Raw genomic sequence first — 14,812 nt, 5'->3', positions numbered from 1 at the left:
CCGGCGCGATGGACCAAACTGCACACTGTCTGTGCGGGCTGGGCCGGGAAACCCAACAAAGCGGGCCGGACTGAGCTAAATAGCTGCTCCGGCCGGCTTGATTGCAGGAGACAGAACGGCTGCGAACCAGTGTCAAAAGCCACCTGAATTTGCAGGCCTTCACGACCTCAAACCGTGCATTTCAGCCTGTAATTTCGTAGAAGTGTGCTGCTTTGAGCGCCTCGAAACACCTACGTTACTGTGCTTACAATTAGACGAAAAAAATATATTCTACTTGAGGGAACCCAAGGATATTTCGACGGATTTCAGCCTCTTGCCTAATTTGTAGGCAGTGACGCCGCGACATTGAACTTTGACACCTTTCAGAATTTTGCCATGATTGCCCAAGAACGAAGCACCGGTAAAAGGGGAGGCAATGTCGGACGAACGCACTTTCTTCAATGAAATGCTCGACGAGGCTAACACGCCGCGACAGCCATATGCCCGGCTCGCCAAATGGCTGGAAGACAAACCAGCCAACTTTCTGACAAAGAAGGGCCGCGACGCCGAAACCATTTTCCGCAGACTTGGCATCACATTCGCCGTCTATGGGACGGAAGAGGCAACCGAACGGCTGATACCGTTCGACCCTATCCCACGCATCATCTCCGCACCGGAATGGCGGCGTCTGTCCGCCGGCATCGACCAGCGCGTTCGCGCCCTGAATGCCTTCCTGCATGACATCTATCATCGTCAGGAAATCCTGCGCGCCGGCAGGATACCGGCTGATCTCGTGTTGCAGAACGAAGCGTTCCTGCCGGAGATGGCCGGGTTCACCCCTGCCCGCAAGGTCTATGCCCATATCATTGGGACCGATCTGGTAAGGGTGTCGGAAAACGAATTCTACGTGCTGGAAGACAACACTCGTACCCCTTCAGGCGTCTCCTACATGATGGAGAACCGGGAGACGATGATGCGGCTCTTCCCCGACCTCTTCCAGAGTCATCGGGTCGCCGCCGTCGAACAGTACCCAGAGAATCTGTTGCAAACGCTGGAAAGCGTCGCTCCGGATCCCTCCAAGTCTTCCCAGACAATCGTGGTCCTGACACCCGGCATCTACAATTCCGCCTATTTCGAACATGCCTTCCTGGCCGATTCCATGGGCGTTGAACTGGTGGAAGGCCGCGACCTGTTCGTCGATGCCGGCCATGTGTTCATGCGTACCACGCGGGAGCCGAAGCAGGTCGACGTCATTTACCGGCGGATCGATGATGCCTTCCTGGATCCGCTCACCTTCAATCCTGGCAGCATGCTTGGGGTACCGGGCCTGTTCGACGCCTATCGCGCCGGCAATGTCACGATCTGCAATGCGCCGGGCACGGGTATTGCCGACGATAAGGCGATCTACGCCTATGTTCCGGACATCATCGAGTTCTATACCGGCCAGAAGCCGATATTGAACAACGTTCCCACCTGGAACTGCTCACGGCCGGATGACCTTGCCTATGTGCTGGACAATCTTGAGGAAATCGTCGTCAAGGAAGTCCACGGATCGGGCGGCTACGGCATGCTGATCGGACCAACCGCGTCCAAACGCGAGATCGCCGAATTCCGGAAAGTGCTGGAAACCAATCCTTCCAACTATATTGCCCAGCCGACCCTCGCGCTGTCTGCCTGTCCGACGCATGTCGCTTCGGGTGTTGCCCCGCGTCATGTCGATCTTCGCCCCTATGTGCTGATCGGTGACCAGGTCCGCATCACTCCCGGTGGTCTTACACGGGTTGCCCTCAAGAAAGGCTCGCTCGTCGTCAATTCCAGTCAGGGTGGCGGCACAAAAGACACCTGGGTACTTGAGGACTGAGAGAACCAGATGCTCGGAAGAACTGCCTCTTCGCTGTTTTGGATGTCGCGCTACCACGAGCGTGCCCAGAATGTTTCCCGCCTCCTGGAGGTCGCCTGTCGCGGCGCCATCATTTCCCATTCCGGTCAGGAGGACGGCACTCACTGGACCTTTGCCCTCGCCTGTTCGGACTGTGAAACCGGGTTCAAGCAGAAATACGAGGAATTGAACGCCCGCAATGTAGCGGCGCATATGATCTTCTCAAAGGAAAACACCTCCAGTATCCGCAGCAGTCTTGAGCTTGCCAGGAACAATGCGCGTGCCGTTCGCACCGGCATCACGGCGGAACTCTGGGAAGCCATCAACACGACGTGGATCGAATTCACGGATGTGAGCCCGCAATCCGTGACCTTGGAAAAACTGCCTGATTTTCTTTCCTGGGTGAATCAGCGCGCGCATCTGTTCCGTGGCGCATTGCTCAACACAATTCTCCGCGACGATGGCTATTTCTTCAGCCAGATGGGCAATTTCGTGGAGAGGTCGGACAACACGGCCCGCATCCTCGATACCTATTACTGGACCTTGCTGCCGGATAGCGACATCATCGACGATGGATCTCTGGAACACTATCAGTGGTCCGCGATGCTTCGGGCACTGTCAGGACGGCGAAGCTATCGGTTTGCCTATCCGAATGCGCGGCTGAAGGCTTTCAACATCGCTGAATTCCTGATCTTGAGAACGGAAATGCCCCGGTCCCTTGCCCATTGTTATGACTGGATAGCCGATACCGCGGAAGACCTGGCCCAGTTCTACGGTTCGCGCGAACCGAGCCTGGACATGGCGGCTGAGATGGCAAGAGATCTGGCGGAAAAACAGATGCACGAGATCTATCAGCAGGGGCTACACGACTTCCTCTCTGACTTTATCAGCAAAAACAATCTTTTCGCTCATCAGCTTGGTGAAGACTATAATTTCGCCTGACCCTGGAACCCCGCAGAATCGGTGCAGCATGCGACTGACAGTCAGACACACGACCCGATACCGCTACGAGGCGCCGCTTGCCAATGCCATGCAGCAGCTGCGGCTGACGCCCGAGAATGGCCCGAGCCAGAGAGTTGTCGAATGGTCCATTGACGCGCCCGGCATCGAACGGGCGACAACCTACAAGGACGCTTTCGGCAATCAGGTTCACATGGTCTCGCGCAGCGAGCCGATCGAGGATGTCGAGATCACGGCCAGCGGCATTGTCGAGACGACCGACACCAACGGGATCCTCGGTCACGAACCCGATGCCGGCATCCCTCCGCGCATTTACACCCGGATTACTCCGCTCACCCAATCGAACCAGGCAATCCGCAGACTGGCAGCCCATGCCGAAGCGGATGACAAGATCGCCGGCTTTCACGCCCTCATGCATGCCATCCGGGACAAGGTCGACTACAAGGTCGGCGTCACCGAAACCCACGCGACGGCCACCTCGGTTCTGGCTGCGGGGGAAGGCGTCTGTCAGGATCACGCGCATATTTTCATCGCTGCCGCGCGCGAGATTGGCGTGCCTGCGCGATACGTTTCCGGCTATCTGCTGCTGGAAGACGAGCAGGAATCCGAAGCCCATCATGCCTGGGCGGAAGTGATGATTAACGGTCTCGGCTGGACCGGATTCGACATATCCAACGCAATGTGTCCGACTGATCGCTATATCCGCTTGACGGTGGGCCTGGATTCCCGTTCTGCTGCCCCTATCAGGGGGATCCGGTTTGGCGGCCTTGAGGAAAATCTGCATGTTGAGGTCGACGTGGCGCAGGCCGCGCTTCAGCAACAACAGCAGCAGTAACCGTCCTCTCCAGACGCCCGGACCGGCTCACCCAGGACGACGACGTTTAAGGGCACACTGCGGCCCGCCGATGGGTGTCTTCACCACGAAGGCATCTGTGACAGGTCGAAGTGCAGTCTGAGGACTTGGGAATGACTTATTGCGTTGGGTTGAAACTGGATCGCGGACTGGTCTTTGCCGCGGACACACGCACCAATGCTGGTGTCGACAACATTTCCACCTTTAAAAAACTCCACGTGTGGGAAGAACCTGGCGAGCGGGTGATTACCTTGCTGTCTGCCGGCAACCTTGCCGTCACCCAGGCTGTGGTCTCCCTGCTGAGCGAACACATCACATCGGCAGAAAACGACCGGGCAACGCTGATGACAGCAAAGACCATGTTCCAGGTCGCCCGGCTGGTCGGCAGCGCGGTTCGCGAAGTCAAGGCAATCGATGGCGAGGCACTCGCAACCAGCGCGGAAAATTTCTTCGTCACCTTCATTCTGGGCGGCCAGATCAAGGGCGAAGCACCGCGCATGTTCCAGGTCTATGCAGCCGGCAACTTCATCGAGGTCGGCGAAGACACGCCCTATCTGCAAATCGGTGAGCACAAATACGGCAAACCGATCCTTGACCGGGTGACACGGGCAGACATGCGCCTCGGCGAAGCAGCCAAGCTGGTGCTTCTGTCTTTCGACAGCACCGTCAGATCGAACCTGTCCGTCGGCATGCCGATCGATATGCTGCTCTACAACACCGATACCTTTTCGACCGATCGCCAGGTGCGCATTGAGCAGGACGACGAGTACTTCCAGAAGCTGTCGCGGGGTTGGTCCGACAAGCTACGGCAGGCCTTTGCCGATATTGAGGAATTTGAGGTCTGAACCGGCAGTCAACTGTCAGGCTGACGTCACAAAACATCCGTAAAAGCGGTCCGGCCCTTTCCGGAAAGTGAGTATCCATGAGCAATTCCAGCGATGTCGCAGAGCTTGCCCCAACCGCATGGACCAGGGAGCCGGCCAACGAACCGCTGGAAGTCAACGACGATGCGCAGAAGGCCGTCCGCGAGATGATCAAGGCGGGGCAGCGCACGCAACTGGTTGAGCTGCTCAAACGCTGGGACCCGGTCGACGTCATGCAACTGCTGACGCGGATGCGACTGAAACATGCCCGCAAACTGTTTCAATGGCTTCCGGCCAACCCATCCATCAAGGTGATTGCCGAGCTGCGCCCGGAATTCCGGTCCATCCTGATGGAAGAATCCACGCTGGATCAGTTCCGCGACATTCTCGCCGGCCTTGACCCGGAAGACGCGACCGAAATTCTCAACGAATTTCCAGACGATGTCGCGGACGAACTGATCGCACGCCTGCCCGACGTGGAAGACATTGCCACGCGCGGTTCCTACGCAGACGACACGGCCGGCCGCGTCATGGCACGCAAGTTCGTTGCCCTGCCAGAAACCTGCACCGCGGGCGAGGCTGTCACGCAGATGCGTGCGGAAGCCAGCCGCATCCGCAAGGTCTTTACCGTTTATGTGACCGATGCCGAAGGCAAGCTGACCGGCACTGTGGAAGTAGGGAAACTTCTGCTTGCCCCGGCAGATGCCCCGTTGTCGAGCTTCATGAACCGGGACGTGCTCGCAGTTTCCACCGACACCGATCAGGAAGAAGTGCTGCGGATCGCCCGAAAACGCGATATGCGCACGGTGCCGGTGGTCAGTGGCGAAGGCCACCTGATCGGCCGGATCACGCCGAAGCAACTGACCCGCATTGCCTCGGACGAGGCGAATGAGGACATGCTGCTGATGAGCGGCGTTTCGGCAGAATCCCGGTCGGATGACACGGTACTGCGCATCGTCCGCCGCCGCCTGCCGTGGCTGCTGGCCGGTCTTGGAGGCGCCAGCGTCGCAGCAACAGTGGTCGGTTCTTACGAGGATCAGCTCGCCGAAGCCGCCATTCTGGCCGCATTCATTCCCGTCACCATGTCCATGGCGGGAAATGCCGGCCTGCAGGCCTCTGCCGTGGCTGTTCAAGGCATAGCGACCGGCGCCCTCTGGTCGGGCGACATCTTCTATCGCCTGCTGAAGGAACTCATGGCGGCTCTCTTTAACGGCGCAATCGCCGGCACCATCCTCGGCTGTCTTGTGCTGGCGGCATCTCTGGTCGTACCGCTGGAAGCCCCCCTTCATCTCGCGCTTGCCACATCGCTGTCACTGCTCTGCGTCACCACCCTCGCCGCCATGGTCGGCGCTACCGTGCCCATCGTTCTCGACAAGATCGGCATCGACCCCGCCATGGCCATCGGCGTCTTCATCACCTCATCCAACGACGTCCTAGGCGTTCTCATCTTCTTCCTGATGGCAACAACGTTCTATCTGGGGTGAAGTCTCTTCCTTGGAAAAGCACGCCGAATTGCATAGCTCAAGCGGCCTCCCAAGTCTCTGACCATGATGGTTACTGGGCCCCTGCCTCCGCAGGGGCGGCCACTTCGGGAAAATGTGGTTCTGAAAACAAGCTTAGGAAGCCCGATGAGGCAGAGGAACCCGTTTGCCGTATACATTCTCGCCAGCAAGACCGGTGGAACTCTGTACGTCGGCATGACCAACGATCTGCTCAGGAGGACTTGGGAACACCGAAACGGCCTCGGCAGCAGTTTCACCAAGGCATACACCGTCAACCGCTTGGTTTATTTCGAACTCTTCGAACGTCCAGAAGAAGCTTATCAGCGGGAGCGCAATATCAAACGCTGGAAGCGGGCCTGGAAAATCAGGATGATCGAAGAAGCAAATCCTGACTGGATCGATCTCTTCCCCGGCCTAACTGCAACCTGACCCGTGCCGCCCCTGCGAAGGCAGGGGCCTAGTAGCCACCGCGTTCAGTCGTACTTTCCGCACAAAGTATACGTTGCTTCCTTTTGCGAAAAGTCAGAACTCACCCTTCCCTAACGATCAGCACCGCCGCGTCGAATTCCTTGCGTTTGTACGCTCTGACGAGGGCAGCTTCCGCGTCTTCGCCCCAGCGTTCGATGTTGAAGTCTTCTTCCACATGCGCGGCTGTCCAGGCCGCATCAGCGTCGAGGTAGTCTTCCAGGAGGCCGAGTGCCAGAAGGGCAGATCCGGTCAGACTGGTGATCGTGTGGAGCGCGGCGAGGCGCATCGGGGTCAGGTTTGAAAGCCTGGCCCGGTAAGCGGCCAGCAACGGGTCAGGCTGGGCGGCGTGAATGACGCCTTCGATCAGAACGAAACGACCGCCAAGCAGCCCTCCTGCCCAATCCACCACAGGGTCCCACAAACGCCTTTGGCTTTCGACCAGGCTCTGAGGATGGTCGGCCCGGTAACACAGCGCATCGTTACCGGCAAACCGGGTAATGTCGTCGGCCACTTCATCGAACCGGACACTCACTGCATCGAGCGCCGAATTGGAAATCCGCGTCAGCGGCATGCTGGCCGGGTTGATTTCCTTCTCCTGCGCCTGCCACTCGGCTGCGACAGCTTTCGCCAGAACTTCGCTCGGCAGCAGCAAGGCCGCCTTGCCCGGGGTCTTGACCGGTCTGCCGTCCAGGTGAATTGCAAATCCGCCGTCTGTGGCAACATGTGTTGCTTCCGTGTAGAAACGCTTCGGCAATTCACGGCGCGAAAGCTCGCGTGCCCGCAGTTCCGGATCCTTGGATTCATCTTCCTGCGAAGTTTCAAGAAAATCGCGCATCACATTGTTTCCTTGTCGAAATCCAGAAGTTCGCCAAGCGCATTATCCAGCTCGGCATAGGACTGAACGATCCTGTCCGCACCATCGGCCGTCAGCCGGTCGTGGTCATGATAGCCCCAGGAGACACCCAGAGCATGTGTCCCGGCAACCTTGGCCATCGCCATGTCAAACCCCGTATCACCAATCATGAGTGTGCGGGATTTGTCCGCCCCCGTCTCCGCCATCGCCCGCAGCACCATATCCGGATGCGGTTTGGAAGGTGAGGTGTCCGCAGTTTGAATTGTCACGAAGCGACCATGCAGATCCTGGGTATCCATCATATGCTTGACGCCGCGCATCGCCTTGCCGGTGGCAATTCCAAGCAGGACGTCATCTCGCAGAGACAGTCTGTCGATAGCTTCGCGTGCGCCCGGATAAAGCGGATCAAGGTCCAGCCCTTCCCGCCTGCGAGACCACTTCGCCTGCCTGTATGCCTCTGACATGACCGGGATCTTGTCGCTGTGTTCAGGTCCGACGAGATCCAGAAAGGCTTCGTCCAGCGATCGCCCGACAATCGACAAGGCCGTTTCGCGGTCCGGCATGGGCAGACCCACGGCTTCGAAGCCGACTTGCAGCCCCTGCAAAATGGTTTGCTGACTGTCGACCAGCGTGCCGTCGACGTCGAAGATGATCAGATACATGGGCATCCTGTGCCAAGGGAACGGAAGTCAGCCCGCATGTGCCGGGTTTTCACTCGTGGGTCAAGAGCACATTTGGCACCGCCCCATCTTGCAAGATCTGGCGACATTTACGTTATTGATTGGTAATTTCAACAATAGGCAAAGACTTCCACACTCTGCGGCAAATTGACGTTCAATCTTTGGATATCGCTCATTTTGGAAAACTGCCCGAAAATTGCCTCTTTAAAGTGGTTAGCGATCTCATTGTCGTTTGCATATTCGTCGTAAAGGTCTTGGTTACCATGTTCGATGATACTGCTGCAGGCGGGTGGGCATGAACGTTTGGGGCAAATTTGTCACCAAAGGATACAGATTTGGAGCGCGGTTGAACACGACCGGCGCAAAAGAGTGGTTTTGTCTGAATGCTTCAGAAGAAACAAAAGTCCGGCCTGAAGGGTCACACAGCGCCCCGGAAGACCAACCGGACTTTTTACACGATCCTCGCAGGGGCAACTTTGGTGATATCCGGCCTGGTCGGAACCGCCACCTATCTGGGAACCTCAATCGCCCCGTCTCATCTCGTCGCGAACGGCACCGAGCCAGAGAATAAGCTGACGCTTACGCAGGTCCCCCCTGCTGCAGCTTCTCTGGGGCTGGCACCGACTGCGCTGATGCCGAAAAAGCAACAAGCTTCCGAAGCGCTGGCAATGGAAAAGGCCGCCCTTGAGGCCGAGGAAATTGCCGCTAAAGCAGAGGCCGCTCTGGAGGCGGAAGCCGCAGGCCTTGAAGCCGAAGCCAAAAAGGCAGCGAAAGTCGCGCTTGCCGCCAAGCTCGCCCGGCTGAAACTCACCCAAACGCTTATGGCCCGCCAGGCAGCCGCCAAAACGACAAGCGTCGCGGCGCTTGGTGACGCAGCAACAGAGAGCGCTGCTCCCGATGTTGCAATGGCTGGTTTACAGGGCGCTGGCGCTGGCACTGGCGCCGAGGCAGAGACGAGTGTCGCAGCAACACCCGACCAGACAGCCGTGACCGTTGCCCTTGCAGCGGACGAGACAGCGAACCCCGGCGCTGTTCCGCCACCGACTCCGGGCATGAAACCCGAACCGCCCCGTCGCAGCGCACCGGTGGTCGCGCAAAACCGTCCTGAAGGCAGGGAAAAGCCCGAACAAGCCTCGCCTGTTCTGGCCTACGCAACACCTGGAAATCCCGAAGACGATGAAAACGGCGTTTTCGGCGGCCTGGGCAAGCTTTTCGGCAGCACCAAGCCCGGCCTTCCCGGCAAAGGCAGCAAGGTCGCCGTATATGACATCAGCTCGGCAACCGTTCACATGCCGGACGGCACCAAGCTGGAGGCACACTCCGGCATCGGTCACCGGATGGACAATCCGAAGTTCTCTCACGTGAAGATGCTCGGCCCGACACCGCCCAACGTCTATACCTTGAGAATGCGCGAGCGGCGTTTCCATGGTGTGGAGGCCATTCGCATGCTGCCGCAAGACCGTGCGGCCATGAAAGGCCGCGATGGCATGCTGACACACACGCGCCTGCTGCGGCGATCAATCGGATCCCATGGCTGTGTGGCTTTCAAGAACTACGACAAGTTCCTGACTGCGTTCAAACGCGGTCACGTCAAGACGCTGATCGTCGTTCCGTCGATGGAAAAGCTGCCGACCTACATGGCAAAACTTCAGCGAAGCACCGGCGCCTGACCTTGCAGGCTTCCGCCGGATTGGCTATGCCCTTGAGACATTCCGTTTTCAGTCGAAAGCGGGATGTTTCAACGTTTTGGAGCCGCTGTCACAATCGTGTCTGACGGAGCCTCTCAGGCACCTGCCGACCCTGCATAGCGCGCCCTGCCCGCCCGGAGCTTTTCTTGACCAAGATCATCCTGTTGCTGCTGTTTCTGGTTGCCGCGATCCAGGTGATCAAACCGCTTGGCTGGCCCGGCCTCAAGAAGCGTAAGGACGCCTGGAAGCTGGTGGCCGGCGTCATATGCGTCACATTTGCCTCGGTGATACTGAGCGCCCTGTTTCAGGGCGTTTGAAGGACGTCCTCAAGACAGCAAACATCTGACAGCGAGCTGATCTTCGAATGTTACCGCCTGACGCCGCCCCTACTCTGCATCTGTTTTGCGGCAAACCTGCCTCGGGCAAGTCGACGTTGGCAGACGGCTTTGCTGAACGTCCGGGCAGCATTCTCCTTCGCGAAGACGCCTGGCTGTCCGGCCTCTTCGGCGATCAGATGTCCACCCTCGCCGATTTTGTGCGCTGCTCTTCACTCTTGAGAAAAACGATAGCGCCGCATGCCGTCACTCTGCTTCGAAGCGGCCTGTCAGTCGTGCTGGACTTTCACGCCAACACAAAAGAAAGCCGACAATGGATGCTGACCATTGCCGAGACGGCGCAATGTGCGCACCAACTGCATTTTTTTGACGTGTCGGATGAGGTCTGCAAGGCAAGGCTGCGACAGCGCAATCTGTCCGGCAAGCACGAATTCTCGGTATTGGAGGCCGAGTTCGATCGCATCGCAAGCCATTTTCAGCCGCCCGCGGAAGATGAACTCCTCAATCTGAAGATCCATTCCGCAGGCCATTAGGCTTTAGCTAAAAAAAGACCGCTTTTAGCGCTTGTTGAGCGCGTCGTCCGGATCATCCACTTCCGGATCATAGTCCGTTGCGTCAAATCCAAGCAGGTTCCAGGTCTGCTGCATATGCGGCGGCAGCGGGGCCGACACATCAATCGTGCCATGGCCCGAGGGGTGCGGGATCACGATCCGGCGTGCCAGCAGATGCAGGCGGTTCTGGATGCCGCCCGGCAATTCCCAGTTCTCGATGTTGAAATACTTGTCATCACCGATAATCGGATGGCCGATATGGGCCGCATGGGCACGCAGCTGATGCGTCCGGCCCGTAACCGGCTTCATCGTGACCCAGGAAAGCTTCTGGCCGGATTTTTCAAAAACCGAATAGAGCGAGACCGCGTGCTGGGCTTCGTCTTCACCCTGACGGACGACCTGCATCCGCTCTTCGCCTTCGTTCCGGGCAAGGAAGGTGGAAATACGGCCCTGGAACGGCTTCGGAACCCCCGCCAGGATCGCCCAGTAGATCTTGCGGGTATTGCGATGGCGGAACGCCTTGGTCAGCTCCTGCGCGGCCTGGCGCGTCCGTGCCACCAGAATGATACCGGAGGTCTCGCGGTCGAGACGATGCACCAGACGCGGCTTGTTGCCTTTCCTGTCGGTGTAAGCGTCCAGCATGCCGTCCAGATGACGTTTCAGCCCCGAACCGCCCTGCACGGCAAGACCGGCCGGCTTGTTCAGCACCATCACCTGGCTGTCTTCAAACAGCAGCATGTCTTCGATGGCCTTGCGGTCGTCGGCAATCAGCTTGCTGGACTTCGGCTTAGCATTTTTCTTGTCGTCCGCCGGCAGCTCCACCCCGAGTGGCGGGATACGGATCATCTGCCCCTTGGCGATGCGGGTGTTGGTCTCGGCACGTTTGCCATCGACACGGACCTGCCCGGTGCGCAGGAGTTTCTGCAGATGACCAAAGCCAAGCCCCGGGAAATGGGACTTGAACCAACGGTCGAGGCGCATGCCCGCCTCATCGGCGGTCACTTGTTTCTGTTCAATCGCGGACATGTTTTTCTCAAATTGGGCGTCAGGCCAGCCGCCGTGACGCGCATCCACCGCCCCTACATCGAGGCGTCGGGAAAATTCGTTCCGCTGCGTATAGGCGGAATCGGCAGCAAAGGGAAGGAATTCTTAGGTTGCAACCTGACGCATCAGCATCAGTCCGGCAAAAACCGCAAGAATGGACAAGGTGACAGAAACAAGCACGTATATCAGCGCCAGATGCGTATCGCCACGCTCCCACAGAACCGAGGTGTCCAGTGAAAACGCGGAGAACGTTGTAAAGCCGCCAAGAAACCCGGTAGCCACGAAATAGCGCAACGTCTGCAAGTTGCTGGTTTCATGATGCACCAGCCAGCCAACGAAAAGCCCCATGATCAGCGATCCAACGACGTTGACCGTCAGGGTGCCGATCGGAAAACCGAAACCAAACAGGCGGAGTGACAAGAGAGACACGAGATGCCGCCCCCCCGCGCCCAACCCGCCGCCGAGCATCACCAGAAATAGATGTTTCAATCCAAAGCCCCGTTACTCATTCCACCTTGGCATTTCAGCAGACACGGGACACCGGTTTAAACGGACAATCCTTGTTTTTGCTGAAACACCGCAAGCAATTGGTCCCGCGGTCAGATTGCAGTGCATCCGGCAGGACCTGAAAACCACCTTCTTCGCCTTACTCGCCAGGAGCTGCCGGCTTTGCAGCCGCTTTGTCATCCATCTGTTCGAACACCTTGACCTGGTCGTCATATTTCGGATCGATGGTGCCGCACACCCGATCCCAAAACGAAAAGAAATTGGCAAAGTTGTAGCGGAAGCGCGAGTGGTGCTGATCGTGGAAGGTCACGCAGACCATTGGCGAGGGCATGCGAGACATGGGCGACGCCCAGAACTCGAACCCGGAGTGGCCGATGGTGCCGTTGAAATGGTCCCACAGCCTGTGAACGATGAGCACAGGGATCGGGATCGGCAGAATGATGACCGCCCAAAGGTAATAGCTCTGCATGACAAAGGCATCGACCAGATCATCGGAATAGGTGCTCCAGACGGTCGGCGCGACGGAGCGATGATGCTCCGCGTGAAAGCGGTACATCGCCTTCGTATGCATGAACCGGTGGCCCCAGTAGAACCAGGTATCGAAGGCCAGAATGGATACGACGAACATCAGGATCGCCGACCACCAGGTCAGTTCCAGCGGAGCGACCAGCGTCCAGCCCTTCATTGACAGGAAGATGCCACCGGCAAGACAGCCTGCGGTGACGGTCAGCGAATAGACGCTGGCGCGGATTTCCTTCCACATGCGCTTTTCGCCGCGACGGTTCTGCTGGATACGCCGTTCGGGATGACGGTCCTGTATTTTCACGAGCACCCAGCCGGTGGCGAAATACAGAAACACGTTCACAGCGTAGCACGCTGCATAAATTGGCAGAAATTCAAGCAATGTCGTCAGCGCCTGATCAAGCATATCTCTTCACACATCCATTTGGTCGGTTGGCTGACACACGTGAGAACGGTGCGGGCTTACCCGGTTGCCTTGACTTTGGTTTCTTCTGAATCCGGAATTTCCCCGGTCTCTTCCATGGAACGCACCAGAACATCGTACTTCGGATGCACGGTCCCGCAGATCCGGTCCCAGAACGAGAAGAAGTTACCGTAATTATAGTGAAACTGCGAATGATGCAGATCATGGAACGTCGTACAAATCAGCGGCGACGGGAATCGCGACGACTTCGAGGCGAAATATTCAAAGCCCGAGTGACCGACCATGCCTGAAATCTGGTCGAACAGCCGCAGCGCAAAAACGCTCAACGCAGGCACCGGCAGTACGAACCAGACCAGAAAATAGAAGAAATGCTCGATCAAGGTGTCAACGGTGGTCGAGCTGTCATTGCTCCAGACGGTCGGTGCAATCGAGCGGTGATGCGGCACATGGAACTTGTAGAGCGAAGGCCAGTGCAGAATCCGGTGTCCCCAGTAGAACCAGGCATCGAACAGAACGAAGCAGACGGCGAACATCAGCGGAAACGACCACCAGCTCAACTCCAGCGGCGCGACCAGGGTCCAGCCCTGGGTCTGTGCGAAATAGCCGGAGGACAGCAGCAGGGAGGATGTCGCCAGCGCCTTCATGGAAGCGCGGATTTCCTCCGCCTGGCGCTTCATGCCATCGCGGTGTTTCTGGATCCGCCGATCAGGATGGCGGGCATTGATCGCGATGACTGTGAAGCCGGTCGCGAAATAGACCACCACCATGGCCGCATATGTCAGCGCCAGAACGATGAGGTAATCGACGAGAAGCCCCATCATGACTTTTCCTGCTTGCCGGTGCCCGCATAAATCGCCTCAAAGCCTTCCACCCGTTCGTCATAAGTCGGGTGAATGGTGCCGCAGAACCGGTCCCAGAACGAAAAGTAGTTGGCATAATTGTAGACGAAGTACTGGTGATGCTGGTCGTGGTAGAGCGTACACAGCAAAGGCCAGGGCTTGCGGGCACTCGGGCTCGCGAAATGCTCATAGCCGCAATGACCAATCGCAGCCGACACCTGATCGAACAGCCGGTGACCCAGGAATACCAACGGCGGAATGGGCACGAAAAACAGCACCAGTGCATAATAGGAATGGGCGAACAGCGTATCGACACTGGAGCCTGCATCGTTGGACCAGACTGTCGGCGTCACCGTCATGTGGTGCGGTTTGTGGAACCGGTAAAACATTTTGGTGTGCAGGATCCGGTGTCCCCAATAAAACCAGGTGTCGTGCAACGCGAGCGAGATCACGAAGAACAGCGGTACGGACCACCAGGACAAGGCGACAGGTTCGAACAGCGTCCAGCCACGCAACTGGCAGTAAAGGCCGATGGAAAGACAGCAGCTCGTTATCGCAAGCTGGCGCATGGAGGATTTGATATCGCGCAGGGCGTCATGCGTCGGCTGGCGTTTCTGGATCTTGCGGTCGGGATGGCGACTGTTCATCGCCGTCATGATCAGACCGGTCGTGAACAGCACGATCAAGCTGGCAGCATAAAGCACCAGAATGAAACCCAGAAAAACCTCTGGTCCGGTTCCAAATCGTTCGGCAACGAAAGTCATCAACTCAAAATTCCACGCGCATTTCCTCGGCCACTTTTGTGCGTAGCGAAAGAGCAGTCCTCACGTCAAGGAATCACTTGCCAAATAATGACCGTCAGCCG

Annotated in this window: 16 protein-coding genes; 9 read left to right on the top strand and 7 right to left on the bottom strand. The window is 57.8% G+C overall.

Translation table 11 applies throughout. The annotated features are described in order from the left end of the window. Nucleotides 1-415: 415 nt before the first annotated feature. From AC2A6O_RS24080 to AC2A6O_RS24055, 6 genes are all read left to right on the top strand, one after another. Nucleotides 416-1,840 (top strand): circularly permuted type 2 ATP-grasp protein, encoded by a 1,425-nt coding sequence (locus AC2A6O_RS24080; RefSeq protein WP_148586633.1) that lies wholly within the window; start codon nucleotides 416-418, stop codon nucleotides 1,838-1,840. A gap of 9 nt (nucleotides 1,841-1,849) precedes the next feature. Then, on the top strand, nucleotides 1,850-2,800 hold the full coding sequence (locus tag AC2A6O_RS24075) for an alpha-E domain-containing protein (protein WP_148586632.1): 951 nt from the start codon (nucleotides 1,850-1,852) through the stop codon (nucleotides 2,798-2,800). Between the two features lie 28 nt (nucleotides 2,801-2,828). After that, on the top strand, nucleotides 2,829-3,653 hold the full coding sequence (locus tag AC2A6O_RS24070; RefSeq protein WP_498930904.1) for a transglutaminase family protein: 825 nt from the start codon (nucleotides 2,829-2,831) through the stop codon (nucleotides 3,651-3,653). A gap of 131 nt (nucleotides 3,654-3,784) precedes the next feature. Next, nucleotides 3,785-4,516 carry a proteasome-type protease gene (locus tag AC2A6O_RS24065; protein ID WP_148586630.1) on the top strand — a complete coding sequence of 244 codons (732 nt, stop codon included), beginning with the start codon at nucleotides 3,785-3,787 and terminating at the stop codon, nucleotides 4,514-4,516. 77 nt (nucleotides 4,517-4,593) lie between these two features. Then, the gene (mgtE, locus tag AC2A6O_RS24060) at nucleotides 4,594-6,018 is read left to right on the top strand and encodes a magnesium transporter (protein WP_498930902.1); all 1,425 of its coding nucleotides are present in this window, start codon (nucleotides 4,594-4,596) and stop codon (nucleotides 6,016-6,018) included. Between the two features lie 144 nt (nucleotides 6,019-6,162). Further along, nucleotides 6,163-6,465: a GIY-YIG nuclease family protein gene (locus tag AC2A6O_RS24055; protein ID WP_498930900.1), complete on the top strand. Its 303-nt coding sequence runs from the start codon at nucleotides 6,163-6,165 to the stop codon at nucleotides 6,463-6,465. Between the two features lie 100 nt (nucleotides 6,466-6,565). On the opposite strand, the gene AC2A6O_RS24050 is transcribed toward AC2A6O_RS24055, so the two are convergent. Both AC2A6O_RS24050 and AC2A6O_RS24045 read right to left on the bottom strand, forming a co-directional pair. Beyond that, nucleotides 6,566-7,339 carry an ATP12 family chaperone protein gene (locus tag AC2A6O_RS24050; protein ID WP_498930898.1) on the bottom strand — a complete coding sequence of 258 codons (774 nt, stop codon included), beginning with the start codon at nucleotides 7,337-7,339 and terminating at the stop codon, nucleotides 6,566-6,568. Then, nucleotides 7,339-8,019 (bottom strand): HAD-IA family hydrolase, encoded by a 681-nt coding sequence (locus AC2A6O_RS24045; RefSeq protein WP_498930896.1) that lies wholly within the window; start codon nucleotides 8,017-8,019, stop codon nucleotides 7,339-7,341. Before AC2A6O_RS24045 ends, AC2A6O_RS24050 begins: the two co-directional genes overlap by 1 nt. Before the next feature lie 401 nt (nucleotides 8,020-8,420). On the opposite strand from AC2A6O_RS24045, the gene AC2A6O_RS24040 reads away from it, so the two are divergent. The 3 genes from AC2A6O_RS24040 to AC2A6O_RS24030 all read left to right on the top strand — a co-directional run bounded on the left by AC2A6O_RS24040 (nucleotide 8,421) and on the right by AC2A6O_RS24030 (nucleotide 10,593). Further along, complete coding sequence (locus AC2A6O_RS24040; RefSeq protein ID WP_498930894.1) at nucleotides 8,421-9,707, top strand: DUF2778 domain-containing protein; 1,287 nt, start codon at nucleotides 8,421-8,423, stop codon at nucleotides 9,705-9,707. 164 nt (nucleotides 9,708-9,871) lie between these two features. Then, complete coding sequence (locus AC2A6O_RS24035; RefSeq protein ID WP_498930892.1) at nucleotides 9,872-10,042, top strand: hypothetical protein; 171 nt, start codon at nucleotides 9,872-9,874, stop codon at nucleotides 10,040-10,042. A gap of 47 nt (nucleotides 10,043-10,089) precedes the next feature. Further along, nucleotides 10,090-10,593: a P-loop nucleotide/nucleoside kinase family protein gene (locus AC2A6O_RS24030; protein ID WP_498930890.1), complete on the top strand. Its 504-nt coding sequence runs from the start codon at nucleotides 10,090-10,092 to the stop codon at nucleotides 10,591-10,593. A 24-nt stretch (nucleotides 10,594-10,617) separates the two neighbouring features. Here the strand turns inward: AC2A6O_RS24030 and AC2A6O_RS24025 are convergent, their stop codons facing one another. The 5 genes from AC2A6O_RS24025 to AC2A6O_RS24005 form a co-directional block, all read right to left on the bottom strand. Continuing rightward, nucleotides 10,618-11,637, bottom strand: a complete 1,020-nt coding sequence (locus tag AC2A6O_RS24025; protein ID WP_148586624.1) for an RluA family pseudouridine synthase — start codon at nucleotides 11,635-11,637, stop codon at nucleotides 10,618-10,620. A gap of 123 nt (nucleotides 11,638-11,760) precedes the next feature. Then, nucleotides 11,761-12,144, bottom strand: coding sequence for a fluoride efflux transporter CrcB (gene crcB / locus AC2A6O_RS24020; RefSeq protein WP_148586623.1), 384 nt, complete (start codon nucleotides 12,142-12,144; stop codon nucleotides 11,761-11,763). A 157-nt stretch (nucleotides 12,145-12,301) separates the two neighbouring features. After that, complete coding sequence (locus AC2A6O_RS24015; RefSeq protein ID WP_148586622.1) at nucleotides 12,302-13,090, bottom strand: sterol desaturase family protein; 789 nt, start codon at nucleotides 13,088-13,090, stop codon at nucleotides 12,302-12,304. A 56-nt stretch (nucleotides 13,091-13,146) separates the two neighbouring features. Further along, on the bottom strand, nucleotides 13,147-13,929 hold the full coding sequence (locus tag AC2A6O_RS24010) for a sterol desaturase family protein (RefSeq protein WP_498930887.1): 783 nt from the start codon (nucleotides 13,927-13,929) through the stop codon (nucleotides 13,147-13,149). Next, a complete protein-coding gene (locus AC2A6O_RS24005; RefSeq protein ID WP_148586621.1) occupies nucleotides 13,926-14,711 on the bottom strand; it encodes a sterol desaturase family protein in 786 nt (261 codons plus the stop codon). Before AC2A6O_RS24005 ends, AC2A6O_RS24010 begins: the two co-directional genes overlap by 4 nt. Between the last annotated feature and the right edge of the window lie 101 nt (nucleotides 14,712-14,812).

The organism is Labrenzia sp. ATLA3, from assembly GCF_057180185.1.
This window is presented reverse-complemented; position numbering and strand designations above follow the sequence as displayed.